At 67.5% G+C, this 26,013-nt stretch carries 23 protein-coding genes; 11 read left to right on the top strand and 12 right to left on the bottom strand.

Going from position 1 to position 26,013, the window contains the following annotated elements; translation table 11 throughout:
• Positions 1-14: 14 nt before the first annotated feature.
• Positions 15-1,235 (bottom strand): ROK family transcriptional regulator, encoded by a 1,221-nt coding sequence (locus OCH7691_RS19680; RefSeq protein WP_085885311.1) that lies wholly within the window; start codon positions 1,233-1,235, stop codon positions 15-17.
• Between the two features lie 135 nt (positions 1,236-1,370).
• Here OCH7691_RS19680 and OCH7691_RS19685 point away from each other — a divergent pair, with 135 nt between their 5' ends.
• The 9 genes from OCH7691_RS19685 (at position 1,371) to OCH7691_RS19725 (ending at position 11,255) form a co-directional block, all read left to right on the top strand.
• Positions 1,371-2,372 carry an SIS domain-containing protein gene (locus tag OCH7691_RS19685; RefSeq protein WP_085885312.1) on the top strand — a complete coding sequence of 334 codons (1,002 nt, stop codon included), beginning with the start codon at positions 1,371-1,373 and terminating at the stop codon, positions 2,370-2,372.
• Positions 2,369-3,361: an ROK family protein gene (locus OCH7691_RS19690; protein WP_085885313.1), complete on the top strand. Its 993-nt coding sequence runs from the start codon at positions 2,369-2,371 to the stop codon at positions 3,359-3,361. The genes OCH7691_RS19685 and OCH7691_RS19690 overlap by 4 nt, the downstream gene beginning before the upstream one ends.
• 7 nt (positions 3,362-3,368) lie before the next feature.
• Positions 3,369-4,295: a DMT family transporter gene (locus OCH7691_RS19695; RefSeq protein ID WP_217808161.1), complete on the top strand. Its 927-nt coding sequence runs from the start codon at positions 3,369-3,371 to the stop codon at positions 4,293-4,295.
• 78 nt (positions 4,296-4,373) lie between these two features.
• On the top strand, positions 4,374-5,399 hold the full coding sequence (locus OCH7691_RS19700; protein ID WP_085885314.1) for an ABC transporter substrate-binding protein: 1,026 nt from the start codon (positions 4,374-4,376) through the stop codon (positions 5,397-5,399).
• Between the two features lie 73 nt (positions 5,400-5,472).
• The gene (locus OCH7691_RS19705) at positions 5,473-6,993 is read left to right on the top strand and encodes a sugar ABC transporter ATP-binding protein (protein WP_085885315.1); all 1,521 of its coding nucleotides are present in this window, start codon (positions 5,473-5,475) and stop codon (positions 6,991-6,993) included.
• Positions 6,993-7,982 (top strand): ABC transporter permease, encoded by a 990-nt coding sequence (locus OCH7691_RS19710; RefSeq protein ID WP_085885316.1) that lies wholly within the window; start codon positions 6,993-6,995, stop codon positions 7,980-7,982. Before OCH7691_RS19705 ends, OCH7691_RS19710 begins: the two co-directional genes overlap by 1 nt.
• The gene (locus OCH7691_RS19715; RefSeq protein ID WP_085885317.1) at positions 7,979-8,971 is read left to right on the top strand and encodes an ABC transporter permease; all 993 of its coding nucleotides are present in this window, start codon (positions 7,979-7,981) and stop codon (positions 8,969-8,971) included. Before OCH7691_RS19710 ends, OCH7691_RS19715 begins: the two co-directional genes overlap by 4 nt.
• Positions 8,968-10,014, top strand: coding sequence for a LacI family DNA-binding transcriptional regulator (locus OCH7691_RS19720; protein ID WP_085885318.1), 1,047 nt, complete (start codon positions 8,968-8,970; stop codon positions 10,012-10,014). Before OCH7691_RS19715 ends, OCH7691_RS19720 begins: the two co-directional genes overlap by 4 nt.
• Complete coding sequence (locus OCH7691_RS19725; protein ID WP_085885319.1) at positions 10,011-11,255, top strand: Gfo/Idh/MocA family protein; 1,245 nt, start codon at positions 10,011-10,013, stop codon at positions 11,253-11,255. Before OCH7691_RS19720 ends, OCH7691_RS19725 begins: the two co-directional genes overlap by 4 nt.
• A 21-nt stretch (positions 11,256-11,276) precedes the next feature.
• Here the strand turns inward: OCH7691_RS19725 and asnB are convergent, their stop codons facing one another.
• From asnB to OCH7691_RS19750, 5 genes are all read right to left on the bottom strand, one after another.
• Positions 11,277-12,776 carry an asparagine synthase (glutamine-hydrolyzing) gene (gene asnB / locus OCH7691_RS19730; protein ID WP_085885320.1) on the bottom strand — a complete coding sequence of 500 codons (1,500 nt, stop codon included), beginning with the start codon at positions 12,774-12,776 and terminating at the stop codon, positions 11,277-11,279.
• A 104-nt stretch (positions 12,777-12,880) separates the two neighbouring features.
• Entirely contained in the window at positions 12,881-14,014 is a 1,134-nt protein-coding gene (locus tag OCH7691_RS19735; RefSeq protein WP_085885321.1) for a DUF1513 domain-containing protein, read from the bottom strand.
• Entirely contained in the window at positions 13,995-15,116 is a 1,122-nt protein-coding gene (locus tag OCH7691_RS19740) for an imelysin family protein (RefSeq protein ID WP_085885322.1), read from the bottom strand. The genes OCH7691_RS19735 and OCH7691_RS19740 overlap by 20 nt, the downstream gene beginning before the upstream one ends.
• 13 nt (positions 15,117-15,129) lie before the next feature.
• Complete coding sequence (locus OCH7691_RS19745) at positions 15,130-16,641, bottom strand: di-heme oxidoreductase family protein (RefSeq protein ID WP_085885323.1); 1,512 nt, start codon at positions 16,639-16,641, stop codon at positions 15,130-15,132.
• 35 nt (positions 16,642-16,676) lie between these two features.
• Positions 16,677-17,948: an imelysin family protein gene (locus OCH7691_RS19750; RefSeq protein WP_085885451.1), complete on the bottom strand. Its 1,272-nt coding sequence runs from the start codon at positions 17,946-17,948 to the stop codon at positions 16,677-16,679.
• A gap of 247 nt (positions 17,949-18,195) precedes the next feature.
• Between OCH7691_RS19750 and OCH7691_RS19755 the strand changes: the two genes are divergently transcribed.
• Both OCH7691_RS19755 and OCH7691_RS19760 read left to right on the top strand, forming a co-directional pair.
• Entirely contained in the window at positions 18,196-18,567 is a 372-nt protein-coding gene (locus OCH7691_RS19755; RefSeq protein ID WP_085885324.1) for a DUF6152 family protein, read from the top strand.
• A gap of 4 nt (positions 18,568-18,571) precedes the next feature.
• A complete protein-coding gene (locus tag OCH7691_RS19760; protein WP_085885325.1) occupies positions 18,572-19,054 on the top strand; it encodes a hypothetical protein in 483 nt (160 codons plus the stop codon).
• Between the two features lie 30 nt (positions 19,055-19,084).
• Here the strand turns inward: OCH7691_RS19760 and OCH7691_RS19765 are convergent, their stop codons facing one another.
• The 6 genes from OCH7691_RS19765 to OCH7691_RS19790 form a co-directional block, all read right to left on the bottom strand.
• Positions 19,085-20,452, bottom strand: coding sequence for a glutamine synthetase family protein (locus OCH7691_RS19765; RefSeq protein ID WP_085885326.1), 1,368 nt, complete (start codon positions 20,450-20,452; stop codon positions 19,085-19,087).
• 100 nt (positions 20,453-20,552) lie between these two features.
• Positions 20,553-21,605, bottom strand: a complete 1,053-nt coding sequence (locus OCH7691_RS19770) for a TRAP transporter substrate-binding protein (protein ID WP_085885327.1) — start codon at positions 21,603-21,605, stop codon at positions 20,553-20,555.
• Between the two features lie 118 nt (positions 21,606-21,723).
• Positions 21,724-23,046, bottom strand: coding sequence for a TRAP transporter large permease (locus OCH7691_RS19775; RefSeq protein WP_085885328.1), 1,323 nt, complete (start codon positions 23,044-23,046; stop codon positions 21,724-21,726).
• Positions 23,043-23,552, bottom strand: a complete 510-nt coding sequence (locus tag OCH7691_RS19780) for a TRAP transporter small permease subunit (RefSeq protein ID WP_085885329.1) — start codon at positions 23,550-23,552, stop codon at positions 23,043-23,045. The genes OCH7691_RS19775 and OCH7691_RS19780 overlap by 4 nt, the downstream gene beginning before the upstream one ends.
• A 165-nt stretch (positions 23,553-23,717) precedes the next feature.
• Complete coding sequence (locus OCH7691_RS19785; protein ID WP_217808162.1) at positions 23,718-24,527, bottom strand: SDR family NAD(P)-dependent oxidoreductase; 810 nt, start codon at positions 24,525-24,527, stop codon at positions 23,718-23,720.
• Positions 24,528-24,537: 10 nt separating this feature from the next.
• Positions 24,538-25,992 carry an amidase gene (locus tag OCH7691_RS19790; RefSeq protein ID WP_085885452.1) on the bottom strand — a complete coding sequence of 485 codons (1,455 nt, stop codon included), beginning with the start codon at positions 25,990-25,992 and terminating at the stop codon, positions 24,538-24,540.
• Positions 25,993-26,013: the final 21 nt, after the last annotated feature.

Raw genomic sequence — 26,013 nt, forward strand, 5'->3', positions numbered from 1 at the left:
CCCCGGATCGAGAGTCAGGAGACCCGGAGCACGGCGGGCGCGGACGGCGTCGGCTGGGCGATCAGCCGGAAGCTTGGCGTCAGGCCGTCGTGAAGCGGCAGCGCGGCTGCGCCAAGCGCCGGGGTTTCGAGCCCGACCTCTGCCTTCGACAGCCGGATCGCGCTGTCGTCGCGCGGACCGCGCACCGATGGTGCCAGCGGCCGCATGCGGGCGAGCAGCGCGTCGAGGATCGGTTCCGGCAGGATGCCGCCGATCACGACCCGCTCCGGATCGAAAAGATTCTCCACCATCGTCACGGCGCGGCGGAGATGGCCCGCCGCGTCACTGATCCAGGCGTCAAGTGTCGGATCGCCGGCGGCGAATGCTTCGGCCAGCCGTTCCGGAACGACCGCTTCCGACCCCTCCGGCGCGCCGGTCAGCCGGGCCTGCGCTGCCGACAGCGAGACATAGCGTTCGAGGCAGCCACGATTGCCGCACTGGCAGGGCAGGCCATCCGGGACCACTGGCAAATGGCCGAACTCGCCGGCATGGCCCGAAGCGCCGCGATAGGGCTCGCCGCCGACGATCAGGCCGGCACCGATGCCGACGCCGATATAGATATAGAAGAAGTCCCGGAGGCGTTGACCAACGCCGTGGAGATGCTCGCCGACGGCAGCCGCGGTCGCGTCGTTCTCCATGTAGACCGGCAGGCCAATCCGCCGGCCGAGTGTTTCGGCGAGCGGAAAGCCGTCCCATTCGGGCAATGAACTCGGTCCGAAGGAAACCGGACGGGCCTGTTCGATCAATGCCGGGATGACGACCCCTGCACCCCAGATGCGCTGAACGGGGTAGCCCCGGACCAGCCGGCCGACCGATCCCCCGATCAGGCCGAGAACGCTTTCCGGATCGGGCCGGGCGAGGGAATGCTCCTCGAGGCCGAGCTGGCTGCCGGCCAGATCGACCAATACCGTGACCAGCCGGCGATGATCGAACGAGATGCCGACGGTGTAGGCGCCGGCCGGGTCGATCAGGATCTCGGCGGCCGGTTGCCCTCTGCCGCCCGCTTCCGCCCTGCGGCGCCGCACCAGACCGGCCTCGACCAGATCGCCGACGATATTGTGGATCGCCTGCACGGAAAGTCCGGTGCGGCGCGCGATCTCGGTCCGCCCGAGCGGCCCCTGCAGGCGAACGATCTCGAGGACGAGACGGCGGTTGTAGCCCCGTGCATGCTCCAGATTGGTACCGCTCCGCGTCATGACCCGCCGGGAACTCCCCTGTTGCGCTCGCGAACGATATGATTAAATCAAATTGATTGAAGTATCCAGCGGGATGGTCAGAGTTGCACCGGATGAACCGGCGATTCCGTCCGGATCGTGATCAGAGGAGACGCCATGCAGATTGCCCGACATATCGCCGAGCAGCCGACGACCATCGTCGAGAGCTACAGATCTGCCGCACGGACACTGGAAACCTACGCGCCGGGGCCGATCGGCCGTGTTCTCCTGATCGGATCGGGTTCCTCGTTCAATGCAGGCACCGTCGCCCTGCCGTCGATGCGCGCCGCCTTCGCGGGCGAGGTGTCGGTCGTCGGCCCGCAGGATTTCCTTCGCCGTCCCGACACGGTGCCGGTGCGCGGGACGCTGGCTGTCGTGGTGAGCCAGAGCGGTGCGAGCGCCACCAGCCTCGAAGTGGCGCGCAGGGCCGCCGCGATGGGCTGTGCCACCCTGGTGCTCACGGCCAATGCCGAAAGCGCGGCGGCGGCGCTTGGCCTGCCGCTCGTGCTGATGCCGGCCGGCGACGAGACGATCGGCCCCAAGACCAAGGGCTATGTCGCTTCCGTCGCCGCCTTGCAGGCGATCGCCGCCCGTTTCGGGGCGGACATCGCCGACCCGGCGGAACTAGCCCCGAACCTCGAGGCGGCGCTTGCCGCTGCCGAGACGCGCGCGAAGGCGCTTGCCCCCGCACTCGACAAGGTGGACACGATCCTCGTAGCGGGCGATGGGGCGGATTTCGGAACCGCGCTGGAAGGATCGCTGAAGATCGCCGAGATCGCCGGTATCCCGACCGCCGCCTATACGATCGAAGAGGCATTGCACGGGCGGTTGCATGGATTGTCGGAGCGGAGCCTGGTTCTGGCGATCGCGGCCGACGAGGTCGGCCGGACCGAGGCGTCGACGGTGCGCGAGGCACTGGCGCCGCACGGCATCGCCGTCGAGACGGTCGCTGCCGGTCCGACGGACGCGCTGCCGACGCCTTGGTGCACGCTCGCCTCGACCTTCCTTTTCCAGTATATGGCGGTCGAACTCGCACTTCGGCGTGGGCGTGAGCCGGACCTCATGCGCTATCCCGGGCTGACCCGCAGGCTCGCGATCAAGGTGGATGACAGCCAATGAAGGCTCCGGTGCTCGGGATCGACATAGGGGGCAGTGCCGTCAAGCTCGGCCTTGTCGCCATCGACGGTTCCGTGCGGGCGCGGCGGGAACTCCGTTTCGAGCCGGGTCTGGATTTCGACACCTTCGTGGATCGCCTGGCCGCGGTCGCAACGGACTGCCGCCGGGAAGCCGGAGAGCCCGTCTGCGCGATCGGCGTCGCGCTGCCCGGTTACGTCGATCCGGACACCGGAATCTCCCTCGACGGGACCGACAACGTCCCGATACTCCGGGGCCGCTCGCTCCCGGCCGCCCTCGAACAGCGGTTCGGCCTCCCCGCCTTCGCCCAGAATGACGGCGTCGCCGCGACACTTGGCGAGCGTCTCTTCGGCGCCGGCCGCGCGTTCGAGAATTTCCTGATGCTCACCATCGGCACCGGGATCGGTGGCGGCCTCGTGCTCGACGGGCGGCTGGTCATCGGCGCGCGTGGCGAGCCGCCGGAATTCGGTGCCATGGTTCTCGATGCCGAGGGACCGATGAATTACAGCGGCATTGCCGGCACGCTGGAAGCGTTCGCCGCGGTTCCCGGGCTCAACCGGGCTTATGGTGGGCAATCGGATCTGCCGGCGAAAGAAATCTTCGGCCGCGCCGCAGCCGGCGAGGCCGCGGCGGCGGCGGCGATCGATGCGGTCTGCCGGCGGATCGCGCAGGCTTGCGGAATCCTGATCAACACCCTCAACCTCGAGGCCTGCGTTCTCGGTGGCGGCGTGTCGAACGCGGGCGAGCCGCTGCTCGACGCGGTGCGCCGGCATCTGCCGGACTTCACCTGGCCGAGGTCGCTGGCCAGGTGCGAGATCTGCCTGGCGGAGAAGCGGAACGAGGCCGGCATCGTCGGGGCAGCGGTTCATGCCGCAGCGATGCTCGGGCGGGCGGCGCGAGCGCGCGATGGCATCGTGCATGACAGCGCGTCGGGTCACCGGCGAGATGCCGCCGGCGAGGCGATCATCCCGTGACCCGGCAGTGACGCCCATCGCGAAACCGGCCGATCCGGCGCAGGACCCCGGGGCCCGGTTGCTCGCCTACATGCTGCTCGGATTGACGGCGCTGTTCTGGGCCGGCAATGCGATCTCCGGCCGCCTGGCGGTCGGCGAGGTCTCGCCGATGACGCTGACCTGCGTGCGCTGGGGCGTGATCATCCTCTGCTTCGCGATCTGGCTGCGGCGGCCGCTGCGCGCGGCATGGCCGGTCATCCGTCGCGACTGGCTGCGCATCAGCCTGATGGGGACCAGCGGCTTCACGCTCTTCACGGCGCTCTTCTATTATGCCGCGCATTATACGAGCGCGATGAACATCCTGATCCTGCAGGGTGCGATTCCGGTGCTGGTCCTGCTCGGCGCGCGGTTCCTCCAGGGTACGGCGATCTCCTTCCTGCAGGCGGTCGGCATGGCGATCACCACCGTCGGCGTCGTGCTGATCGCGACCCGGGGGGATCTCGGCGCACTGCTCTCGCTCCGTTTCAACACCGGCGACCTGCTGATGCTCGCCGCCTGCGTCGTCCATGCCGGCTACACGCTTTCGCTCCGGCGCAAGTCCGGGCTCGATCCCATGGTGCTGTTCTTCGTCATGGCGGCGGCCGGCTTCGTTTCCTCCGCGCCGCTGCTCGCGCTCGAGATCCAGTCCGGCCTCGCTCGCTGGCCGAGCCCGACCGGCTGGGCCCTGCTCGCCTTCGTCACCATCTTCCCCTCGGCCATCGGCCAGGTCTTCTTCATCCGCGGCATCGGGCTGATCGGCCCCGGTCGCGCCGGTCTCTTCATCAACCTCGTTCCGGTTTTCGGCGCACTGCTCGCGGTCGTCATCCTCGGCGAGACGATGGCCGGCTTCCACGTTGCAGCGCTGGCCCTTGTGCTCGGCGGCATATTTCTCGCCGAGATTCGGTCAAGATATTGAATTAACAGGGAAAACGAGAGGATTGGAAATTTTTTCGATGTTGAATACAATCGATTACATTCTGCACGGGAGGAACACATGAAAAAATTGTCATTAATGGCGCTGACCGCCGCCGCGACACTCGTCGGCTCGGCCCTTGTCGCCAATGCCGCCGATTACAAGATCGGCCTGTCCAACGGCTGGGTCGGTAGCGAGTGGCGTACCCAGATGATTGCCGAGGCCGAAGCCGCCGCCGCCAAGTGGAAGGATCGCGGCGTCAACGTCGAGGTCGTGGTCCAGAGCGCCAATGTCGACGTTCCCGGCCAGATCGCCCATGTCCGCAACTTCATCAGCGAGGGCGTCGACGCGATCATCATCAACCCGAACAGCCCGACCGCCTTCGATCCAGTCTTCGCCCAGGCCAAGGATGCGGGAATCCTGGTGATCTCGACCGATGCCGAGGTCTCCTCGCCCGACGCGCTCTATGTCGGCATCGACCAGAAGGGCTGGGCCGAGGCGAGCGCGAAGTGGCTGGCCGAGGCGCTCGGAGGCAAGGGCAAGGTCGTGGCGATCAACGGCTTCGCCGGCCATCCGGCCAACGAGATGCGCGTCGCCGGCTATCGCGAGGTCTTCGCCAAGTATCCGGGCATCGAGATCGTCAACGAGGTCAACGCCAACTGGGACCAGGCGCAGGGCCAGCAGGCGATGCAGAACCTGCTCGCCACCTATCCGGACATCAACGGCGTCTGGGTGCAGGACGGCATGGCGGCGGGCGCCTGGCGCTCGATCATCGACGCCGGCAAGACCGGCGACATCGCGGCGACCGGCGAGATCCGCAAGGATTTTCTCGATCTCTGGGTCAAGAACAGCTTCAAGTCGGGCGCCTCGGTCAATCCTCCGGGCGTGATGGCGAGCGCGCTGAACGTCGCGGTCCCCATGCTGGAAGGGCGTGAACTCAAGACCCCGGCCAAGGACGGTGTCTACGGCAACGCGCTTTATCTGCCGATTCCCTTCATCGACGGCGACAATGTCGCGGCGATCCACGACAAGCTCGGCGGCGAGCCCGGCTACTATTCCTACACGAGTTCGCTCTCGATCGAGCAGGCCGAGGCGCTGTTCAAGTAAGGTCCTTCGCGGCCCGGGGGCGCGGCCTGCGGTCGCGCTCCCCGGATGCGTCGTTCGATTTCGGGAAGGAACGATGGCGAAACTCGAGCTGCGAGGGGTCGGCAAGGCCTATGGCGCGACTGTGGCGCTGCGGCAGGGCGACCTGGAGATCGAGGCGGGCGAGGTGCACGCGCTGATCGGCGCCAATGGCTCCGGCAAGTCGACACTCTGCAAGATCGTCGCCGGCAGCGTCCGGCCCGACCGGGGCGAGGTGCTGATCGACGGTCGCGCGGTCACGGTCAGAGGGCCGGAGGCGACGGGGGCCCTTGGCATCGGGATCTTCTACCAGGAACTCAGTCTGGCCCGGCACCGCACGGTAGCGGAGAATATCTCGCTGCCCAGGTTGCCGCGAAAGGGCGGCATCTTCGTCGATCGCGCAGCGATGGCGGCGATCGCGGATCGCCATATCGCGCTGTTCGCGGGCGTGGCCGGCGCCGGCTTCGGCGCCGACGTTCCGGTCGAACGGCTGCGCCCCGACCAGGCGCAGCTTGTCGAGATCATGAAGACGCTGGCGAGCGAGGCAGCGATCCTGATCTTCGACGAACCGACCTCGGCGCTCGACCGGGCGCAGGCCGAACGTTTCTTCGAGATCCTGCGCGAGCGGAAGCGGGCGGGGGTGGGCATCATCTTCATCTCGCACCGCATGGACGAGATCTTCGCCATCGCCGACCGGGTGACGGTGATCCGCGACGGCGAAACGGTCGGCACTGCCCGTATCGAGGACACCGATCCGACCGCCGTCATCAACCTGATGGTCGGTCGCCACGAGGCGGCGTCGGCGGACGCGCCACCGGACACGGGCGGGGAGGACGGGCGGGCGAGCCAGTCAGCGGCGCAGGCCGTGCTCGCGGTCCGGGGCTTCTCCGGGCCGGGCTTCCGCGATATCGGCTTTGCCGTCGCACCGGGCGAGATCCTCGGCTTCGGCGGTCTGCACGGTCAGGGCCAGTCCGCCGTACTGCGGGCAATATTCGGCGCCCTGCCGGGCGCATCGGGCGAGATCCGCCTGAACGGCGATGCGTTGCAGCCGACCGGGCCGCGCGCCACGATTGCCCGGGGCTGCGCCTATATCTCCGGCGACCGGAGCCGGGACGGGGTGATTCACGAGCGTCCGATCCTTGAGAACGTGACGCCGATCCATTTCCTGCGGAACCGCCTCGGGCTGGCACATCCCGCGCGGCTCCGCGACAAGGCGGCGCCGGCGCTGGAGGCGTTGAAGACCAAGTTCGCGGGCTTCGGCCACCCGGTCAGTTCGCTGTCGGGCGGGAACCAGCAGAAGGTCGTCATTGCCCGCTGGCTGATCGACCGGCCGGCGGTGATCCTGCTCGACGATCCGACCAAGGGCATCGACCTGTCGGCCAAGGCCGATCTGTTCGCGCTGATCCGCGACCTGGCCGACGAGGGGATCGGGATCGTGCTCTATTCGTCGGAGGACGCGGAACTGCTTGCCAATGCCGACCGCATCCTGGTTTTCAACGGCGGCCGGGTGACCCGGGTGCTGTCCGGCGCCGAGCGGACCCGGCACAATCTCTACCGCGCCGCCTACGAGGCGGCCTGATGAAGGGCGCTCCCACCGCAGCGGCCGCCGGGCCGGCCGGACTGAGACAGTTCCTCGTCCGTTTTCCGTTCCTGCCGGCGCTCTGCATCCTGATCGTGCTGCTCGCCCTGAACGGGATCTTCGAGCCGCGCAGCCTGAGCTTTCGTTCGCTGACCGGGATCGTCAGCACCTACCTGGCGCTGATGATGCTCGCCGTCGCCCAGACCTATGTCGTCTACGCCGGCGATATCGACCTCTCGGTCGGCGCCATCGTCTCGCTGGTCAATGTCGCGATCGTCGCGCTGCTCCAGCAGATGGGCGGTGGCGGCCTCACGGTCCTTGCCGTGCTCGGGATCGGCCTTGCCGTCGGTCTCGCCTGCGGCATCGTCAACGGCCTGGTCGTCGCCTGGCTGCGCCTGCAGGCGATCGTCGCGACCTTTGCAACCAGCATCCTGTTCACCGGGCTCGCGCTCTGGATCATGCCGGTCGCGGGCACCCCGGCGCCGGCCGCGGTCTGGCGCACCTACGGCGGCCGTATCCTGGAGATCCCGTTCGTCTTCTGGGCGGTCGCGGCGCTGGCCCTCGTGCTCGCGATCCTCGCCCGGACCCGGCTCACGACCCAGCTTCTCGCCGTCGGCGACGATGCCGTGCGGGCCTATCAGAGCGGCCTGCCGGTCACCCGGATCCGGATCAGGGGCTATGCGCTGTGCGGGGTCTTCGCCGCGCTTGCCGCCTTCTGCGTGACCGGTGACACGGCAAGCGGCGATCCGCTGGTCGGCGCGAAGATGACGCTATCGAGCGTCGCCGCCGTCGTCCTCGGCGGCTGTGCGCTGTCGGGGGGCGTCGGCACGGTGACCGGCTCGGTGCTCGCGGCCGTCATCATCGGCCTGATCAATTCGCTGGTCTATTTCGTCGGCACGCCGTCGGAATGGCAGAACCTGGTGCAGGGGCTGGCGATCATCGTCGCGCTGATGGCCGGCGTGCTGGTCACCCGCTGGGCGCGATCATGAGCGCCGTCGACCTGCAGGGCGGCGCGGGACCGGGTGGCCGGGTGCTGGCGATCGTGACCCAACCGCTTGTCGTCGCCACGCTGCTGATCGTCGGCCTGCTGGTGCTCGGCGAGGCGATATCGCCGGGTTTCGCATCCGCGCAACAGATCCTCCGACTGCTGATCGTCGCGGCCCTGCTCGGGATCGTCGCGGCGGGTCAGAACCTGGTCATTCTCGGCGGGCGCGAGGGCATCGACCTGTCGGTCGGCGGGGTCGTCTCGCTGAGCGCCATCGTCGCGGGCAACCTGATGAACGGCCAGGACGGCGGCATCGTCCCGGCGATCCTCGCCTGCCTCGCGACCGGCGCCTTCTTCGGCCTGCTGAACGGGATCGGCGTCACCCTGCTGCGCATTCCGCCGCTGGTCATGACGCTCGGCATGCTGGGGGTGCTGCAGGGCCTTCTGGTCGTGATCCGCCAGGGCATACCGTCCGGTCTCGCGGCCCCGGCGCTGAGCGAGTTCGTGACCCGGCCGTTCCTGTTCGGCCTGCCCGGGATCATCTGGCTCTGGGTCGCGATCGGCCTCGTGATGGCCTTCATGCTGAAGCGCACGGTGTTCGGGCACAGGATCTACGCGATCGGGGCCAACGAACAGGCGGCCTACATGGCCGGCGTGCCGGTTCGGCGCATGCGGATCGCGCTGTTCATGCTGTCGGGCGCGTTCGCGTCGGTTGCCGGTATCTGCCTGCTCGGCTATTCCGGATCCTCCTTCGCCAACGTCGGCGAGCAATACATGCTGCCCTCGATCATCGCCGTCGTGTTCGGCGGCACGCCGCTGTCGGGCGGCAAGGGCGGCTATACCGGGACGATGGCGGGCGCGATCCTGCTGGTGATCCTGCAAAGCATCCTCACGACCGTGAACATCGACGAGTCCGGCCGGCAGATCGTCTTCGGCATGACGTTGCTGGTCCTGCTGTTGTTCTACGGCCGTGGGCGGGCGATGCGCGCATGACCGGGCGACCCCGTATCAAGGATATCGCGCTCAAGCTCGGGCTCTCGGCCGCGACCGTCTCGCGCGCGCTCGCCGACAACGACCTGGTCGCCGAGGCGACCCGGAGCCGGGTCCGCGATGCCGCCCAGGCGCTCAACTACCGCCCCGACGTGCGGGCGCGGAACCTGCGGACGCGGAAATCGATGGCGGCGCTTCTGGTCGTCCGCGATGTCGGCAACCCGTTCTATCTCGACATCCTGAAGGGTGTCGAGGCGACCGCGCGTGAAGCCGGCTATTCGATCCTGATGGGCAATACCGAGAACGATCCGGACCGGGAGGCGGAGTATTTCGACATGCTGCGCGACGGTCATGCGGATGGCATGATCCTGATGACCGGCAAGCTGCCGTCGCGGGGCGCGCAGGCCGAGACATTGCCGGCCGCCCTGCCCGTCGTCGTCGCCCTCGAACTGATCGAGGATTGCCCTTTTCCCCACGTCCAGATCGACAACGCGGCGGCGGCCCGCACGGCGGTGCGCCATCTGATCGGACTTGGCCACCGGCGGGTCGCCCATATTTCCGGTCCGGAGCCGGAAATGATGAGCGTTCTGCGCCACCGGGGCTATCGGGAAGCGATGGTGGAGGCGGAACTGGAGATCCCGGCCGGCTACGAGCAACGAGGCGACTATCAGCTCGAGTCCGGGCAGCGCGCCTGCCGGGCGCTGTTCGAACTGCCCGAGCCACCCTCCGCGATCTTCGTCGCCAACGATGAAATGGCGTTCGGCGCGATTCACGAGCTTCGCCGGCTCGGTCTCGACGTGCCGGCCGACGTCTCGATCGTCGGCTTCGACGATCTTTATCTGTCGAAGGCGTTCTTTCCGCCACTCACCACCGTCTGCCAGCCGCGCCAGGAGATCGGCCGCGCCGCCATGGGAATCCTGCTGCGGATGCTTGGCGGCGGCGGGCGCCCGACCGCGCCGATGGTCATTCCGACGTCGCTCCGCATCCGCGGCTCGACCGCCCCGTACAGACCACAATTACGAAGCAGTAGAGGACATCATCCATGACCGGTTTTCCGAGAGAACGTCTGCGCGTCGGTTTCGTCGGCACGGGCTTCATCGCCGAGTTCCATCTCCGGGCCATGATCGGCGTGCGCAATGTCGATGTCACCGGTGTCTACAGCCGCAGCGCCGCGAACCGGGAACGCATCTGCCGGCTCGCCGGCGAGCTCGGCCTCGGACCCTGCCGGAGCCATGAAAGCCTGGAAGAGCTGGTTCAGGCCGACGATGTCGACGCGATCTGGATCCTCTCGCCGAACGACACCCGGCTCGGCGTCATGCAGGTCATCCACGGCGAGGTGACGGCGGGCCGCTCGAAGGTCTTCGCGGTCGCCTGCGAGAAGCCGCTCGCCCGGACCATCGGCGAGGCGCGCGAGATGCTCCGGCTTGCCGAGGACGCCAGGCTCAATCACGGCTACCTGGAGAACCAGGTCTTCTGCACGCCGGTCATCCGCGGCAAGGAGATCATATGGCGGCGCGCCGCATCGACCACCGGCCGGCCCTATCTGGCGCGCGCGGCGGAGGAGCATTCCGGCCCGCACGAGCCCTGGTTCTGGCAGGGCGACCGGCAGGGCGGCGGCGTGCTGTCCGACATGATGTGCCACAGCGTCGAGGTCGCCCGTCATCTGCTGACCGCGCCGGATGCGCCGCGGAACTCGCTGCGTGTGAAATCGGTGAACGGCACGGTGGCCAACCTCAAATGGACCCGGCCGCACTATGCCGACCAGCTCCGGCAGCGGTTCGGCAACGAGGTCGACTACGGCAATCGCCCTTCGGAGGATTTCGCCCGCGGCAACATCCTGCTCGAGGACGAGGAGGGCAACGAACTGGTCATCGAGGCGACGACGAGCTGGGCCTATGTGGGCGCCGGATTGCGCATCCAGCTCGAACTTCTCGGCCCGGAATACGCGATGGAATTCAACTCGCTGAACACCGGGCTCAAGATCTTCATGTCGCGCGCGGTTACCGGTGCCGAGGGCGAGGACCTGGTCGAGAAGCAGAATGCCGAGCAGGGCCTGATGCCGGTGCTGGATGACGAGGCGGGCGTCTATGGCTACACCGACGAGAATCGCCACATGGTCGAATGCTTCCGAACCGCAAGGCGGCCGCTGGAGAACTTCGAGGATGGCGTTGCCGTGGTCGAGATGCTGATGGGGCTCTACCGGTCCGCCGAGATCGGCCAGACAGTGACTTTCCCGGCGCCGGAACTGGACGACTACGTGCCGCTGGTGGCCCGTCCGCGTCGCTGATCGCGCCAGCCGCGGCGTCGCTCAGACGGCGACCCGGCCGCCCGTCCAGACCCCGGCATTGGCGAGAATGAAGTCCGGCTCCTCGAATCGCTCGCGCAGGATCCTTTCGTAGAGCCGGCCCTCCGAATTGCGGTCGACCGGCGGGGCCGTGCCGAGCAGGCCGGAGAGCGCGGTCTGCAGCGCCTCGACGGTCCCGCTGCCTTCGTCGAACTGCGCCTTCTTGCGCCACAGGAGGGCCGGCGGCAGCAAATCCTCGCAGGCCTTGCGAAGGATCCATTTCTCGGTGGATCCGCCGTCCGCCTCGCTGTCGGCCTTCATTTTCAGGCTCGCCGGGATCGACTGGGCGAAGGCGATCAGGTCCCGGTCGAGGAAGGGCGTGCGCGCCTCCAGTCCCTGGGCCATGGTGATCCGGTCGACGCGCTGCAGGTTGATGTTGTGCATGGTGCCGAGCGAGCGGGTGATCTCGTCGGCAAGCTGGCGATGCCTGTTTCGGTAGGCATGGTGGTAGCTGTAGCCGGCAAACAGTTCGTCGGCGCCTTCGCCGGTCAGCACCGCCTTGACGTGGCGGCGCGCCAGCGTGGTCGCGAAATGGGTCGGGAGCGCGCTTCGCACCAGGTCTGTGTCGGCGCTTTCCAGGTGATAGATGACATGCGGCAGGATTTCGGCCAGGTCCTCGGCCGTGAAGACCAGCTCGTGATGCTCGGCGCCGATATGACGGGCGACGGCGCGTGCGGCGACGAGGTCGGGACTGTCCGCCATGCCGACCGAGAAGGTCTTGAGCGGCCGGTCGAGCGATTGCGCGGCGATCGCGGCGACGATCGAGGAATCGAGACCGCCGGAGAGGAACGATCCGACCTCGACGTCGGCGACCAGCCATTTCCGCACCGCTGCCTCGAGGACCAGCCGAAGCTCGCGCCAGAGCGGCTCCGGGTCTTCGTCGCCGCGCAGGTCGGCGGCGCCCTGCGGCATCCGGAACCAGCGGCGAACGCCGTGCCGGCTGTCGAACAGCGTGCCGGGCTCGATCGCGGCGATGGTGTCGAGGCCGAGCCCGTCGAAGGCCTTGAGCTCGGAGGCGAAGGCGAGACCGTCGCCGATCCGCGCCATGAACAGCGGCTTGATACCGAGCGGGTCGCGGCCTGCGACCACCCGTTCCGGGGTCGCCAGGACGAAGGCGAACATGCCGTCCGGCTCGGCGATCCAGGTCGGCGCGCCGTCGGCGAAGAGATGCAGGATGACCTCGCTGTCGCTGTCGGTCGCGAAGCGGGCAGGGCCGAGTGCCGCGCGGAGTGCGCGATGATTGTAGATCTCGCCGTTCACGGCCAGCAGCGCGCCTTCGCCCGGGATCGGCTGGCTGCCATTCTCCGTGCCGATGATCGAGAGCCGGCAGTGGGCCATCACCGCCGGGATGCCAGGCAGGGAATGGATGCCGGTTTCGTCCGGGCCACGATGGGCGATCCGGTCGATCATCCGGCGTGCGAGCGCCGCGTCATCGATGTTCCAGAGGCATACGAGGCCGCACATGGTCGTTCCGTCCCGGCAGTCGGCAACTTGTCAGGGGCAGCCTGCATCGACGGGCAGGGGTGCGGCATGTCCAGTCGCGACGGATAGGCGAACAGGGGCGGCGCTCAGGCGGTGGCCAGGTGATTGTCCCAGTGGCCCGTGTCGAGAACGGTGTCGAGGCCGACGGCCCGTATCGGCGTGACCGTGCCGGTCAATGCGTCGATGCGCGCAACGCCACCCTGTCCGCTGCTGGCGAGGAATTCCCCGGCGCGCGCGGTCGCAGTGACGCCGCAGCCATCGGGGATCGTGGCGCTGGAGAGCAGCCGGCCGTCCTCCGCGTCCCAGAAGCTCAGCAGATTGCCGCGCGGCGCCGAGATCGCGAGGATCCGGCCGGTGCGGTCGAAGGCGGCCGAGCCACAATAATGCTTCATGCCCTTCAGCAGGCGTGCCGGTGCCTCTATCGGGCGGATCTCGGCCGAACCCCGATGGGTGGCGATCAGCGGCACCGGGTCGCCGGCCGGCCCCTGGTACTGCATGGCGATACCGACGCGGGCGTCGCGGCCGACCGCGATATGGCGGATCGAGAGCTGGTGCAGCTCGGCGGGAAGCCGGAACTCGCCGAGCTTTCGCCCGTCGCGGCGGTCGAGATAGACCAGCGACGGCGTCATCGTCGGCAGGTTGAGCTTGACCCGGGGCAGCGCCGGATCGGTCAGGATGCCGCCGTTGGCGACGACGAGGGTGGTGCCGTCGGCGAGCAGGCGGAGTTCATGCGGGCCGATACCGTATGTCGGTATTTCGCCGATCCGGCGATAGCCCTGTTCGCGGTCGTAGATCCCGAGCACTCCGCGACCGGCCTCATGATCGTTCTCTGTCGCGTAGAGCAGTCTGCCGTCCGGATCGAATACGCCGTGGCCGAAGAAATGCCGCCCGTCGGGGCTGGCGATTTCGTGCGACACCGTGCCCGCATGGAGATCGAGCACGAGCGCGAAGGTTCCCGGGCGGCGGGCGAAGATCACCGCGACCGCGCCGCCCGGCGCACTGGCGAGCGCGTGGCCCCGGGCGGGGAGCTGCAGGTCGAACGCGGTGTCGCCGTCGGCGCGGAAGCCGCTCACCCGATACTGCCCCTGGTCGTCGAGCCGGCCGCCCAGATAAAGCGGTCCCCGCGAAGCCGCGGCGAGCGGGCGGGGCAGGATCGGCAGCGCCGCCGCGCCGGCGAGCCCGGCCAGCAGCCGGCGCCGGTCAATCGCCGTCGAGTGCATTGAAGCCTGCCGCGATGTCGATGGCCGGGGCGAGACGGGTCCGGACGATCTGGCGGAGTGCCCGGACCTGCGCCAGAAGCGTTTCAAGCTTCGCCCGCTCGACCGGGTCGAGGACCGCCTGTTCCAGCGGAAGGGCAATCGATGCGGCGGTCTGCCGCGTCACCCCGAAAGCCTTGCGGAGCAGCGGATCGAGCTTTGCGTCGTTGCCGTATCTGGTGGCGAGGCTGCTGAACCCGGCCCCGCCATCGCCCAGATAGAGGCCCTCCGCCGCCGCGAGCCCGGCCGCGATATTCGCCATTGCGCGGCCGCTCGGCTGCGATTCCGCGTAGCCCGGGCGGGCCCTGTCGATCGTCGGACCCAGTACCGGGTTGAGCTTCACGTCGGCGATGAGCTGTAGCGCCCGATCGAGGCTCTTGAAGAACATCAGGATCGCGTCCCGATCGGTCTCGTAATAGGGGTTGTCCTCGCCCGGCCGGGTCATGGTTCGGGCAAAGCCCTGCTCGCCATCCTGCCAGGCGGCGAGCACGTTCGCCGCCATGTCGCGCAGGTTGCCGGCAATCGCGACCAGCACGGCGCAGCCGCGTTTTCCCAAATCGGTGGCCGGGTCTGCCGGTTCGTCACCGAACAGCAGCAGTTCCGCTGCCGGCAGGCCCTGCACGACGATGCTCGCGTTCGGGAAATTCTCCGCCGAAAGCGCCTCCAAGTCGCCGTCTTCAAGCAGTTCGGCGAGTGCCGCCTTCAGCTTGCCGCGCCCTTCCGGCCAGAAATGGAAGCGGTAACCGCGCATCAGCAACTCGATCGGGCCGAACCGGAGATGCTCCGCCCGCATCCAGGCATCCATGGTCGCGTCGAAGGAGCGTCTGGCGGCCTCGATTGCGGCCGGCTTGCCGCCGCAGTAGGCCATGGCGTCATCGGCGAAGCCGGCCGCGGTGTCGGCGAGCCGTCGGTAGCCTGGCAGGACGTGATGCTCGATCAGGTTTCCGGTCACCGTCGTGTAGGCGCTCTCCGGTACCGGCGATGCCTCGCTTGCCATCACGGCGGGTCCCGTTCGCAGGATCAGCGCGGTGACGGCGAGCGAGGCGAGCAGGGCGAGGCGGCGCATGGGGGCGAACTCCCTACAGCGTGGCAAGGAAGGCGAGCAGGGCGTCGCGCTCCTCGCGGGTCATGGCGACGACCCGATCCTTCGACGCTTCTGCCTCGCCACCATGCCAGAGGATCGCCTCCAGCGGGCCACGCGCGCGGCCGTCATGCAGAAGTTCCTCCCGGTCATTGACCGTGCGGGTCAGGCCGAGCCCCCAGAGCGGCGGGGTTTTCCATTCGCGCCCGCTCGCGACGCCTTCCGGGCGGTTGTCGGCAAGGCCCTCGCCCATGTCATGCAGCAGAAGATCGCTGTAGGGCCAGATGAGCTGGAAGGATTGTTCAGGCCCGATGGAATCCCGCCGCGTCACGAATTTGGGGCGATGGCAGGCGATGCAGCCGGCCTCGTAGAACAGTTGCTTGCCGGCGAGCACGGCCGGATCGTCGACGTCGCGGCGGGCCGGGACGCCGAGATTGCGGCTGTAGAAGACGAGCGCATCCATCATCGAGGCCGTGACCTCGCTGCCCTCAACCGGGTCCTCGCCGTGCGGCGCGCTCCGGCAGTCGGCCTGGCGAGCGGAACAGTCGCCGGCCGGGTCGCGATAGAGCGGCGTCGAAAGCCCCATGTCGCCCCGGAAGGCGTCGGACGACTGCTGGGCCACGGTCGGCGTGCCGGCCTTCCAGCCGAAGCGGCCGATCCTGACCTCGCCGTGTTCGTCGCTCCAGACCAGGTTTGGCCGGCCAGAGATGCCGTCGCCGTCCCGGTCGTCCGGATCGCTGGCGGCGAGGAGGTCGGCTTCCGGAATTGCTTCCAGCAGGCCGGCGCCGATCATCGGCGGTGCGATCCGGGGCGAGATCATGGTGTCGGGATGCATCGGACCGTAAGCGAGGTCGGCGACGCCGTAAACCGGCTTCCGCAGGGAAACGACCGTGCCGTCGGCGAGCGTCACCGGGCGTTCCTCGTACCGGAGGGTCATACGGCCTTCCGCCTTCAGGCCCTGCACGGAATAATTCTGCAGTTGCCCGCCATAGGTCGGTTCGGGGATCACGTTCCGCTGGTGGCTCGCGAGCGCCGCGCGTTCGGCCTCGGTCGCGGGAGGAACCGACAGCCGGAGAAACAGCGAGACGCCATCCTCGTCCGCCGCGGGCGTGCGGCCGCGACCGTCCTTCACGTGGCAGAGCTGGCAGGCGCGCGCATTGTAGAAGGGGCCGAGACCGTCCGACGACACGGTCGACGAGGGCGAGGAAACCCAGACCTTGCGGAAGATGCCGTTGCCGACCTTGAAGTCGAGCTCGCGCTCGAACGACATGTTCGCGGAGGACTGCGAGAAGATATCGCGGTTGATTTCCGTGAAGACGGTGGCGGCACCGCCCGGGCGGGCTTCGAAGGGCTCGGCCTTGCTGAAATCCGTCGTCGGCCGGGTTACCGCGGCGATCCGCGCCTGTTCGGCCGTCGGCTTGTCGGCGGCGCTGCCGGCCCCGGCCCCGACGGCGGCAAGCGCCGCCGCCGCGATCAGGACGATCGTCAGGGTTCGGTTGGTTACGCGCATTCGCACACCATGGCGCCTTTCGGCCGCAACATTCCCTACTGGAAGACCGCTTCCGGCTTGTCGAGGCTGTCGGAACCCTCGAACGCGATGGGCCGGAGCTTGAGCGTTGCCACGATCCGCTCCAGCGTCTTCGTCTGCGCGGTCAGGGCATCGACGGTCGCCTGGACGGCCGCGTTTCCTTCCGGGTTGTCCGCGCCAATCATCTGGTCGTAGGCCTCGACCGTCTCGGCGCGCTGCTTCATCGCGCCGGCCGCCGCAACGGTGGCCGCGAGCTTCGACAGCATCTCGTCGTTCAGCGCCGGCGCGGTTTCGGCCACCAGATCGCGGATCGCCGGTCCGAAGAGCCTGCGTCCGTCGATCCGGGTGTAGCTGCCCGTATAGACGTTGGCGATGCCCACGGTGTCGAAATAATGGCTGTTGTGGGTATTGTCGGAGAAGCAGTCATGTTCCTCCTCCGGGTCGTGCAGCATCAGGCCGAGCTTGATCCGCTCGCCGGCAAGTTCGCCGTAGGACAGGCTGCCCAGACCGGTGAGGATGACCGCGAGCCCGTTGTCGTGGTCGCCGTCGGTCAATTCCCTGCGGGCAGCGCCGCCCGCCGCCCACTGCGCGGTCATCCAGTCCAGATCGTCGATCAGAAGCGCCGTCGCCGTCTTCAGATAGGCGGCGCGGCGGTCACAGTTCCCGTTGCTGCAGGCCTCGCCGCTGGCGAAGTCGGTCCAGGGGCGGTCGCCGGCGCCCGGGCCGGTACCGTTCAGGTCCTGGCCCCAGAGCAGGAATTCGATGGCGTGATAGCCGGTCGCGACATTGGCTTCGACGCCGCCCAGCTCCTGCAGGACATCGGCGAGCAATTCGCGGCTGATGGTGGTGGCGTCGATCACCTCGGCGCCGAACCTGAGGGAGACTTCGGCGATGACATTCGCGGTATAGCCCGGATTCTCGTCCGAGCTGTTGCCATAGGACGTATCGACATAGTCGATCAGTCCCTCGTCGAGGGGCCAGGCATTCACCTTGCCTTCCCAGTCGTCGACGATCGCGTTGCCGAAGCGGAAGGCCTCGGTCTGCATGTAGGGAACGCGTGCCGCGATCCAGGCCTTGCGCGCGGCGTCGAGCGTCGCCGCCGACGGCGCGGCGAGAAGCGCGTCGATCCGTTCCTGCAGCCCGCGTGCCGCGATCAGCGAATCCTCGTAGCCCGCCTGTGCAATGTCGGCGTAGTGCGAGAGCACGGCCCGCTTGTCGACACCGGCGGCGGCGGTTGCCGTCGACAGCAGCATGGCCCCACCGGCGACGGCCAGGATTGCGCGTATCATCGCTTTGTTCTCCATTGTCTTTTGGCTTTCCTATCCGCGATGCCGGGCGTCCCGCATCGGCTATTGCGAATAAGTCGCAACATGACGTGACCATAAATGAGACTGAGAAGCGTTCGCAACAGGAATCTTGCGTGAAGATGCGCACGCGAAGGCGCGGTCGGATGTCGCTGAAATGTGACTGTCCAACGACCCCCGTTGGCGGAGTATCCTGTCGTCGATCCCCGTTATCGACGAAACGGAGGCTGACATGAAACAGACGCTTATCGCCGCCGCCGCGTTCCTGGTCTTCCTGGTCACCCTTCCCGGGACCGGATTTGGCCATCACGGCTGGAGTTGGACGACCGGCGGCAACATCGACCTGACCGGCGTCATCGTGAAGGCGAGCCTCGGCATGCCGCATGGCGTGCTGCAGGTCGATGCCGAAGGCGAGATTTGGGAGGTCGAGGTCGGCCAGCCCTGGCGGAACGAACGCGCGGGGCTGAAGGATGGCGACCTCGCCGAGGGCGTCGAGGTTCGGATCATCGGGGAGCCCGCGGCCGATCCGGCCGAGAGGCGGATGAAGGCGGAACGGATCTACCTGGGCGGGCGGGAATTCATCCTCTATCCAGGCCGCGACTGACCCGGTGGAAGCGCTTCTCGCGGGGCTTGCCGAAACCGGGTTCGCGGGTGCGGTCCGTCAGTCGCGCTGGCTCTACGCGGCGGTCAACACGCTTCACGTTGCGGGCATTGCGCTCCTCGTCGGCGCGATCGCGCCGCTCGACCTCCGGCTGATGGGATGCTGGCGAACGGTACCGGGCGACATGCTCTATCGCGTTCTCGCGCCGGTCGCGGCGGGCGGTCTGACGATCGCGGTGATTGCCGGCTTCCTGCTCTTCTCGACAAGGGCACCGGAATATGCCGCGCTGTGGCTCTTCCAGGCGAAGATCGCGCTGATCGTGACCGGTGCCGGATCGGCGCTCGCACTCCATCGGTCAGTCGGCCGGACGCTCCGCCGCCCCGGCGCGGACGCAGCACCCGGCATGCTGCGTCTCGCCGGATTGCTTTCGCTGCTCTGCTGGGGCGGTGCGCTCGTCGCCGGGCGGATGATCGCCTTCGTTCGCGATTGAAACGAGTGGAATCGGGGTGCGGGCGATGCCTCAGATGATCTCGAAATAGCGCTGCAGTTCCCAGTCGGTGATGGCGCGCCGGAACTCCCGTTCCTCCCATTCCCGGGATCCCGCGAAATGTTCCACGAAGGCGTCCGAGAACAGCCCGCGCGCCGCCTTCGATTTCCGGAGCCGGCCGGCCGCCTCGAAAAGGGTCGCCGGGAAGCGGCGCCTCACCGGGTAGGTCCGGTCGTAGGCATTGCCGGTGATCGGCGCGTCGGGCTCGATCTCGTTCTCGATGCCCCAGAGGCCGGAACCGAGGGCGGCGGCGAGCGCGATATAGGGATTGATGTCGGCGGCGGCGACCCGGTATTCGACCCGCTGCGACTTCGGCCCGCCCGGAATCGCCCGAAGCGCGGTGGTCCGGTTCTCGATCCCCCAGTTCGCCGAAGTCGGCGCCCAGAAGCCGGGGATGAGCCTGGAATAGGAATTCACCGTGCTTGCGATCATGGCGAGGATCTCGGGCATGAGAACGAGCTGGCCACCGATGAAATGCCGCATCGTGCGGCTGATGTTGTGCTCGGCGGACGGGTCGTGGAAGGCCGACGTGCCGTCCCTGTTGCCGAGCGAGAGATGGATGTGCCCGCTCTGCCCCGGCCAGTCAGGCGACCATTTCGCCATGAAGGTCGCCATCCAGTCGCGGCGCTGCGCAAGGATCTTGGTATAGGTCTTGAACAGGGCCGCCCGGTCGGCGGCCTCGACGATCTCGTCGACGGCGATCGCCGCCTCGAGCACGCCCGGGCCGGTTTCGGTATGCAGGCCCTCGATGTCCATCCGCATCTCGCGGCACATCGACAGCAGGTCCTCGTAGAAATCGGCATGCACCGAATTCCGCAGCATCGAGTAGCCGAAGAAGCCGGGCGTGATCGTGCGCAGGTCCTGGTAGTTCTTGTCGCGCACCGAGTGCGGCGATTCCTCGAACAGGAAGAATTCGAACTCGCAGGCCGCCTTGACCGAGAAGCCCATCGCGGCGGCCTTGTCGACGACCCGGCGCAGAACGCCGCGCGGGCAGATCTCCTCGGCGCGACCGGTGAACTCGGCGAGAAAGAGCAGCATGCCGTTCTCGAAGGGGATCTCGCGGCATGTCCCCGGCAGGATCCGGGCCATCGCGTCCGGATAGCCGGTATGCCAGCCGGTATAGGTAACGTTGTCGTAAAGCTGGTCGTTCGAATCCCAGCCGAGCACGACGTCGCAGAAGCCGAAGCCGCCGTCGAGCGCACTCAGGAACTTGTCGCGGCTCATGTATTTGCCGCGCATCACGCCGTCGGCGTCGAAAAGCCCGACCTTGACGTTCTGGAGGCCGCGCTGTTCGACGATCTTGCGCGCATCGGCGGCGGTCTTGACCTGGTCCGGAGTCATCCGGTTTCCCCTTGAACTGATTGATATTCCGATGGCGATACGCGCGCTCGGGACTGGGCCGGCGGGGGCCATGCCCCCGCCGGCATCGGACTGTTGCGGGTCAGCTGTAACGGTAAGGCGGGCCCGCCTTCTTCATGACCGCGTTGTATTCCTTCAGGATCTTGACGACCTTGGCGCTCCGCGGGCTCTGGGCGGCGATCTCGTCCCAGAATTTCAGCGCCTCGTCCTCGACCGTCTTCCATTCCTCTTCCGGGATCGAGGTGAGCTCGAGCTTGGTGCCCTGGGTCCGGAGATGCGCCTCGCCGCCCCAGTACCAGTGCTGGCGGTAATAGTGCGAGCTGTCCATGCAGAGCCTGAAGAGTTCCTTGAGGTGGTCGGGCAGTTCGTTCCAGCGTTCCGAGTTGGCGAAATAGGAGCCGCACCAGGCACCCGAGATATTGTTGGTGAGGAAATAGTTGGTCACATCCGCCCAGCCGACCGTGTAATCCTCGGTGATACCCGACCAGGCGATGCCGTCAAGCTCGCCGGTCTGCACCGCCACCTCGATGTCCTCCCACGGCAGCGTCACCGGCACGACGCCGAAGCGGCTCAGGAACTTGCCGGCGGTCGGGAAGGTGAAGACCCGCTTGCCCTTCAAATCCTCCAGGCTGCGGATCGGTTCGACGGTGTTGAAGTGGCAGGGATCCCAGGCGCCGGCGCTCAGCCAGGTCACGTTCTCGACCTCGCCATAGGCTTCTTCCCAGATCTCCTTCAGGCCGTACTGGTTGAACAGCACCGGCACGTCCAGCGAGTACCGGGTGCCGAACGGGAAATAACCGCCGAAGACCGAGACGTCGACCGGCGCGGCGATCGAATCGTCGTCGCTCTGCACCGCGTCGATGGTGCCGCGCTGCATGGCGCGGAAGAGCTCACCGGTCGGCACCAGCTGGTCAGCGTAATAGAGTTCGATCACCATCTGCCCGTTCGCCACCTTATTGAAGGCGTCGATCGAGGGCTTGATCACGTGCTCGGCCAGCGCCGCGCCGGCATAGGTCTGCAGCCGCCATTTGATCTGCGACTGTGCCTTCACATAGGGCGCCGGGAACGCCGCCGCGGTCGCCGCGCCGGCCGTCACCAGGCCCGCCGTCTTCAGAAAATCGCGTCTCTTGGTCATGCTACCTCTCCGTTTTCATGCGTTTATCCGGGTTCTCGTTACGCTCTTGCCTCCCGCTCGTGGGGTCGTGTTTCGGGGCCTCCACCCCGCCGGCCGGATACTCGAAGAAACCGCACCTTCAGCGGCCGTAGTGAAGGTTGGGCAACCACAGGGCAATCTCCGGGAAGGCGGTGACCAGGCCAAGCCCGAACACCATCACCAGGACGAAGGGAATGATCGATCGATAGATGTCGCCGAGCGATATCTCGGGTGGCGCCATCGCCCGCATCAGGAACAGGTTGTAGCCGAACGGCGGTGTCATGTAGGCGATCTGGCAGGTGATCGTGTAGAGCACGCCGTACCAGACCAGGTCGAAGCCGAGCGCGCCGACCAGCGGCACATAGAGCGGCGCGACGATCACCAGCATCGCGGTATCGTCGAGGAACATGCCCATCAGGATGTAGGAAAGCTGCATCATGATGAGGATTTCCCACGGCCCGAGTCCGAGCCGGCCGACGAAGAAATTCTCGATCGCCCGGACCGCGCCGAGACCGTCGAAGACGGCGCCGAAGGCAAGCGCCGCGAGAATGATCCACATGAACATGCAGGACACGCCGAGCGTCTTGCGGACCGTGTCGTGGATGACCCTGCGCGTCAGGCGCCGCCGCAGGAGGGCGGCGAGGGTCGCCGATACGGCGCCGACGGCCGAGCTCTCGACCAGGCTGGTGATGCCCATCAGGAACAGCCCGGTCATGAAGAAGAAGATCAGCAGGGGCAGGATGCCGGCTTGCAGGAGGCGGAACTTGACCGCCCAGCTCACCTGGCGCTCTTCCTTGGCGAGCGGCGGGCCGAGCTTGGGCTGTAGCCGGCAGCGGACGACGATATAGAGGATGAACAACGCGGCCATCATCAGTCCGGGAAAGACCCCGGCGAGCCAGAGCTGGCCGATCGGCTGGCGGGCGATCATGCCGTAGAGCACGAGGACGACGCTCGGCGGCACGAGGATGCCGAGCGAACTGCCGGCCTGGATGACGCCGGTCACCATGATCTTGTCGTAGCCGCGGCGCAGCAGTTCCGGCAAGGCGATGGTCGCCCCGATCGCCATGCCGGCGACGCTCAGCCCGTTCATCGCCGAAATCGCGACCATCAGGCCGATGGTGCCGATCGCGAGCCCGCCATGCAGCGATCCCATCCAGACATGGAACATCCGGTAAAGATCGTCGGCGATCCCCGATTCCGACAGCATGTAGCCCATGTAGATGAACAGCGGCAGGGTCAGAAGCGGATACCATTTCATCAGCTTCATCGAGGCCGAGAAGGCCATCTCGGCGCCGCCGTCGCCCCACAGGAAGAGGGCGAAGATGACCGCCACGAAGCCGATGGCGCCGAACACGCGCTGCCCGGTCAGCAGCATCAGCATCATTGTCGAGAACATCAGGATCGCGATGAGTTCGTAGCTCATTCGATCGGTTTCCCGAGCGCTTCGGCGAGGTTGCGGAAAAAGGTCGCGAGCACCTGCAGCAGCATCAGCATGATCCCGATGCACATGACGATCTTGATCGGCGCCATCTTCGGCGCCCACGCCGAATAGCTCTCCTCACCATACTGAAGCGCGTACTGGGTGCTGGAGATCCCGCCGAACAGCAGCAGCCCGATGTAGAAGATCAGGAACAGGATCGTGACCGCGTCGACCGTCGCCTGGGTGCGTTTCGACCAGCGGCCGTAAAGCAAATCCATTCGGACGTGGGAATCGGTCTGCATCGAGTAGCCGCCGCCGAGCAGGTAGTAGGCGGCCATCCCGAATTGCGCCATCTCGAGGGTCCAGAGCGACGGATCGAAGAAGGTCTTCGAGATCGTCGAGTAGAACAGCACGCCGATCAGCAGGAAGATCAGGTACATGGCGAAATGGCCGACCACCCGGTTCACGGCGTCGACATATTTCACGAACACTCGGATCGGCTTCGGCATCTGTCCTGATCGGCCCGGTCTGGCGTCCCGCTCGCGATGGCGTGGCAGAGGCGGATCGCCACCGACGGCGCATCCTCGATGGCCGTTTGCGGGAGCACCTGCCGCAGTCGCAAAGGCTCGCATGGGACGACCGGGCTGGCAATCTGCTTTTCGGAGGCGCCCGCGTCAGAGCCTGTCGTCGCCGGGTCGCCTGCCGTCGCGCGGCGGGAAAGGCCGGTAATGCGAGGCGCTCCAGCCACCGTCGACGGCGAGGATCTGGCCCGAGATATAGGCCGCGTCGTCGGAGACGAGGAAGGCGATGGCCCGCGCGACATCGTCCGGCGTCCCGGCCCGTCCGGCCGGCGTGGCCCGCACCATCTGGTCGCGGAACCATTCGCTCCGTTCCAGATGCTCGGCCGTCATCGCCGTGGTGATGATGCCGGGTGCGACGGCGTTCACGGTGATCCCGTGGATACCGCAATCGGAGGCCATTTGCCGGGTGAGGCCGATCACGGCGGCCTTAGAGGTCGAATAGGCGGCGGTACCCGGAAAGCCGCGAAGCCCGAAGATCGAGGCGGTGTTGACGATGCGCCCGCCGGTCGCCTTCATCGCCCGCACCGCTTCGCGGGACAGCCGGAACAGGCTGCGCAGATTGACGTCGAGGAAATGGTCCCATTCCTCGTCGCTGGTGGATTCCGCCGTGTGGGCGCCGCCGATTCCGGCGTTGTTGACCAGGATGTCGAAGCCGGAAAAGGTCTGGCGCGCCGTCTTGACGATATCCGCTGGCGCGTCGTCGTCGGTCACGTCGCGGACCAGTGTCTCGACCGCGAGACCGCCCGCCCGGGCTTCCTCGCCAAGGCCGGCGAGGTCGTCGACATTGCGATCGACGGCGAGCACTCGCGCGCCGTCGCCGGCCAGCCGAAGCACCGTCGCGCGGCCGATCCCGGCGCCGCCGCCGGTGACCACCGCGACCTTTCCATCCAGGCGGCCGCTCACCGCCCGGCCCTCACGCGTAGCCCGGGGGCGGGACGAAGCCCCCGATCTCCGCCGCGAGAAGCCGACAGAATTCGATCGAGGTGCGGTCCTCGCCATGGGCCGCGACCGCCTGCAGGCCGACCGGCAGGCCGGCATCGGTAAGGCCGGCCGGGGAAACCGTCGACGGCAGATAGACGACGCCGGAATAACCGGCCCAGAAAAGCTGGTCGGTGGTCGGCTGCTCGCGGCCGTTGACGGTGATCGTCCGGTCGTGACGCTCGCCCGACTGGTCGTGCGGCCAGGCAGCCGAGGCCGCCGCCGGGCAGAGCAGGATGTCCCAGTCCTCGAAGAAGCGTGCCCAGGCGAGGCGCATGCCTTCGCGTTCGTTGTTGAGCCGTAGCCAGTCGCGATGGCGCATGATGCTGGCCCGTGCCATGCGCGCCAGGTAGCTGCCGTCGGACGGGTCCAGGCGTGCGGCGACGTCGCCCATCAGGGCGATCCGCTCATCCGTCATCCGGCCGGAGGTCGCGGCCCTGAGCATCAGTACGTAAAGTTCCATCGCCCGGCCGCTGTCGATCCCGGGGCGGGCGCGATCGCTGACCGTCGCGCCGGCACGGGCGAGCGCGTCGACGACCGCCTGCAGGCGGTCGCGATAGGGGCCGTCGATCTCGGCGACCGGGTCGTCGAGCATGACGGCGACGCGGAAATCGCGGAGCGCTTTATGGCGCGGCGCCGGCAGGTCGAGCTTCCAGGCGGCCGCCGCGATCGCGTCCGGCCCGGCCATGACGTCGAGGGCGAGCGAGAGGTCCTCGGCGCTTCTCGCCATTGGGCCGACCACGGATATATCGGCCGCCGCCAGCACGCCCGGGCGCGCCTGGCCACGCGGCGGCACGATGCCGTAGGTCGGCTTGTGCCCGAAGACGCCGCAATAATGGGCCGGGTTGCGGATCGAGGCGCCGATATCGCTGCCGGCTTCGAGCCCGGTCAGGCCGGCGGCCAGCGCCGCCGCCGAGCCACCGGACGAGCCGCCCGGCGTCAGCGCGTGGTTCCAGGGGTTGTTGGTGGTGCCGTAGACCGCGTTGAAGGATTGCCAGTCGGCCAGGTCGAGCGGCACGTTGGTCTTGCCGAAGACGATGGCGCCGGCCTTCTTCAGGCGTTCGACGACCGTCGAATCGGTGTCCCGGATGTTGTCCTTCAGTGCCGGATCGCCCCAGGTGGTGGGGCTGCCGGCCAGGTCGTAGGATTCCTTCACCGTCATCGGCAGGCCGTGCAGCGGTCCCCAGTCCTCGCCCCGGGCGAGCGCCGCGTCGGCCGCTTCGGCGCGTGCGCGGGCGGCGGCCGGATCGCTCCAGATGACCGCATTGAGCGCCGGGTTGTGGGTCTCGATACGGTTCAGGAAATGATCCAGCAACTCGCGCGCGCCGATCTTCTTCGCCTTGATCCGGGCAACCAGTTCGTGGGCGGGGGCATAATGCAACTCGGTCATGATCGGATTCCGTCCCTGGCT

This window comes from Oceanibacterium hippocampi (assembly GCF_900172325.1).
Taxonomy (GTDB): domain Bacteria; phylum Pseudomonadota; class Alphaproteobacteria; order Sneathiellales; family Sneathiellaceae; genus Oceanibacterium; species Oceanibacterium hippocampi.

Excerpts from the sequence above, each read along its gene's own strand:
- OCH7691_RS19680 (WP_085885311.1), bottom strand. The coding sequence starts at position 1,235 with ATGACGCGGAGCGGTACCAATCTGGAGCATGCACGGGGCTACAACCGC.
- OCH7691_RS19685 (WP_085885312.1), top strand. The coding sequence starts at position 1,371 with ATGCAGATTGCCCGACATATCGCCGAGCAGCCGACGACCATCGTCGAG.
- OCH7691_RS19690 (WP_085885313.1), top strand. The coding sequence starts at position 2,369 with ATGAAGGCTCCGGTGCTCGGGATCGACATAGGGGGCAGTGCCGTCAAG.
- OCH7691_RS19700 (WP_085885314.1), top strand. The coding sequence starts at position 4,374 with ATGAAAAAATTGTCATTAATGGCGCTGACCGCCGCCGCGACACTCGTC.
- OCH7691_RS19705 (WP_085885315.1), top strand. The coding sequence starts at position 5,473 with ATGGCGAAACTCGAGCTGCGAGGGGTCGGCAAGGCCTATGGCGCGACT.
- OCH7691_RS19710 (WP_085885316.1), top strand. The coding sequence starts at position 6,993 with ATGAAGGGCGCTCCCACCGCAGCGGCCGCCGGGCCGGCCGGACTGAGA.
- OCH7691_RS19715 (WP_085885317.1), top strand. The coding sequence starts at position 7,979 with ATGAGCGCCGTCGACCTGCAGGGCGGCGCGGGACCGGGTGGCCGGGTG.
- OCH7691_RS19720 (WP_085885318.1), top strand. The coding sequence starts at position 8,968 with ATGACCGGGCGACCCCGTATCAAGGATATCGCGCTCAAGCTCGGGCTC.
- OCH7691_RS19725 (WP_085885319.1), top strand. The coding sequence starts at position 10,011 with ATGACCGGTTTTCCGAGAGAACGTCTGCGCGTCGGTTTCGTCGGCACG.
- asnB (WP_085885320.1), bottom strand. The coding sequence starts at position 12,776 with ATGTGCGGCCTCGTATGCCTCTGGAACATCGATGACGCGGCGCTCGCA.
- OCH7691_RS19735 (WP_085885321.1), bottom strand. The coding sequence starts at position 14,014 with ATGCACTCGACGGCGATTGACCGGCGCCGGCTGCTGGCCGGGCTCGCC.
- OCH7691_RS19740 (WP_085885322.1), bottom strand. The coding sequence starts at position 15,116 with ATGCGCCGCCTCGCCCTGCTCGCCTCGCTCGCCGTCACCGCGCTGATC.
- OCH7691_RS19745 (WP_085885323.1), bottom strand. The coding sequence starts at position 16,641 with ATGCGCGTAACCAACCGAACCCTGACGATCGTCCTGATCGCGGCGGCG.
- OCH7691_RS19750 (WP_085885451.1), bottom strand. The coding sequence starts at position 17,948 with ATGATACGCGCAATCCTGGCCGTCGCCGGTGGGGCCATGCTGCTGTCG.
- OCH7691_RS19755 (WP_085885324.1), top strand. The coding sequence starts at position 18,196 with ATGAAACAGACGCTTATCGCCGCCGCCGCGTTCCTGGTCTTCCTGGTC.
- OCH7691_RS19765 (WP_085885326.1), bottom strand. The coding sequence starts at position 20,452 with ATGACTCCGGACCAGGTCAAGACCGCCGCCGATGCGCGCAAGATCGTC.
- OCH7691_RS19770 (WP_085885327.1), bottom strand. The coding sequence starts at position 21,605 with ATGACCAAGAGACGCGATTTTCTGAAGACGGCGGGCCTGGTGACGGCC.
- OCH7691_RS19775 (WP_085885328.1), bottom strand. The coding sequence starts at position 23,046 with ATGAGCTACGAACTCATCGCGATCCTGATGTTCTCGACAATGATGCTG.
- OCH7691_RS19780 (WP_085885329.1), bottom strand. The coding sequence starts at position 23,552 with ATGCCGAAGCCGATCCGAGTGTTCGTGAAATATGTCGACGCCGTGAAC.
- OCH7691_RS19790 (WP_085885452.1), bottom strand. The coding sequence starts at position 25,992 with ATGACCGAGTTGCATTATGCCCCCGCCCACGAACTGGTTGCCCGGATC.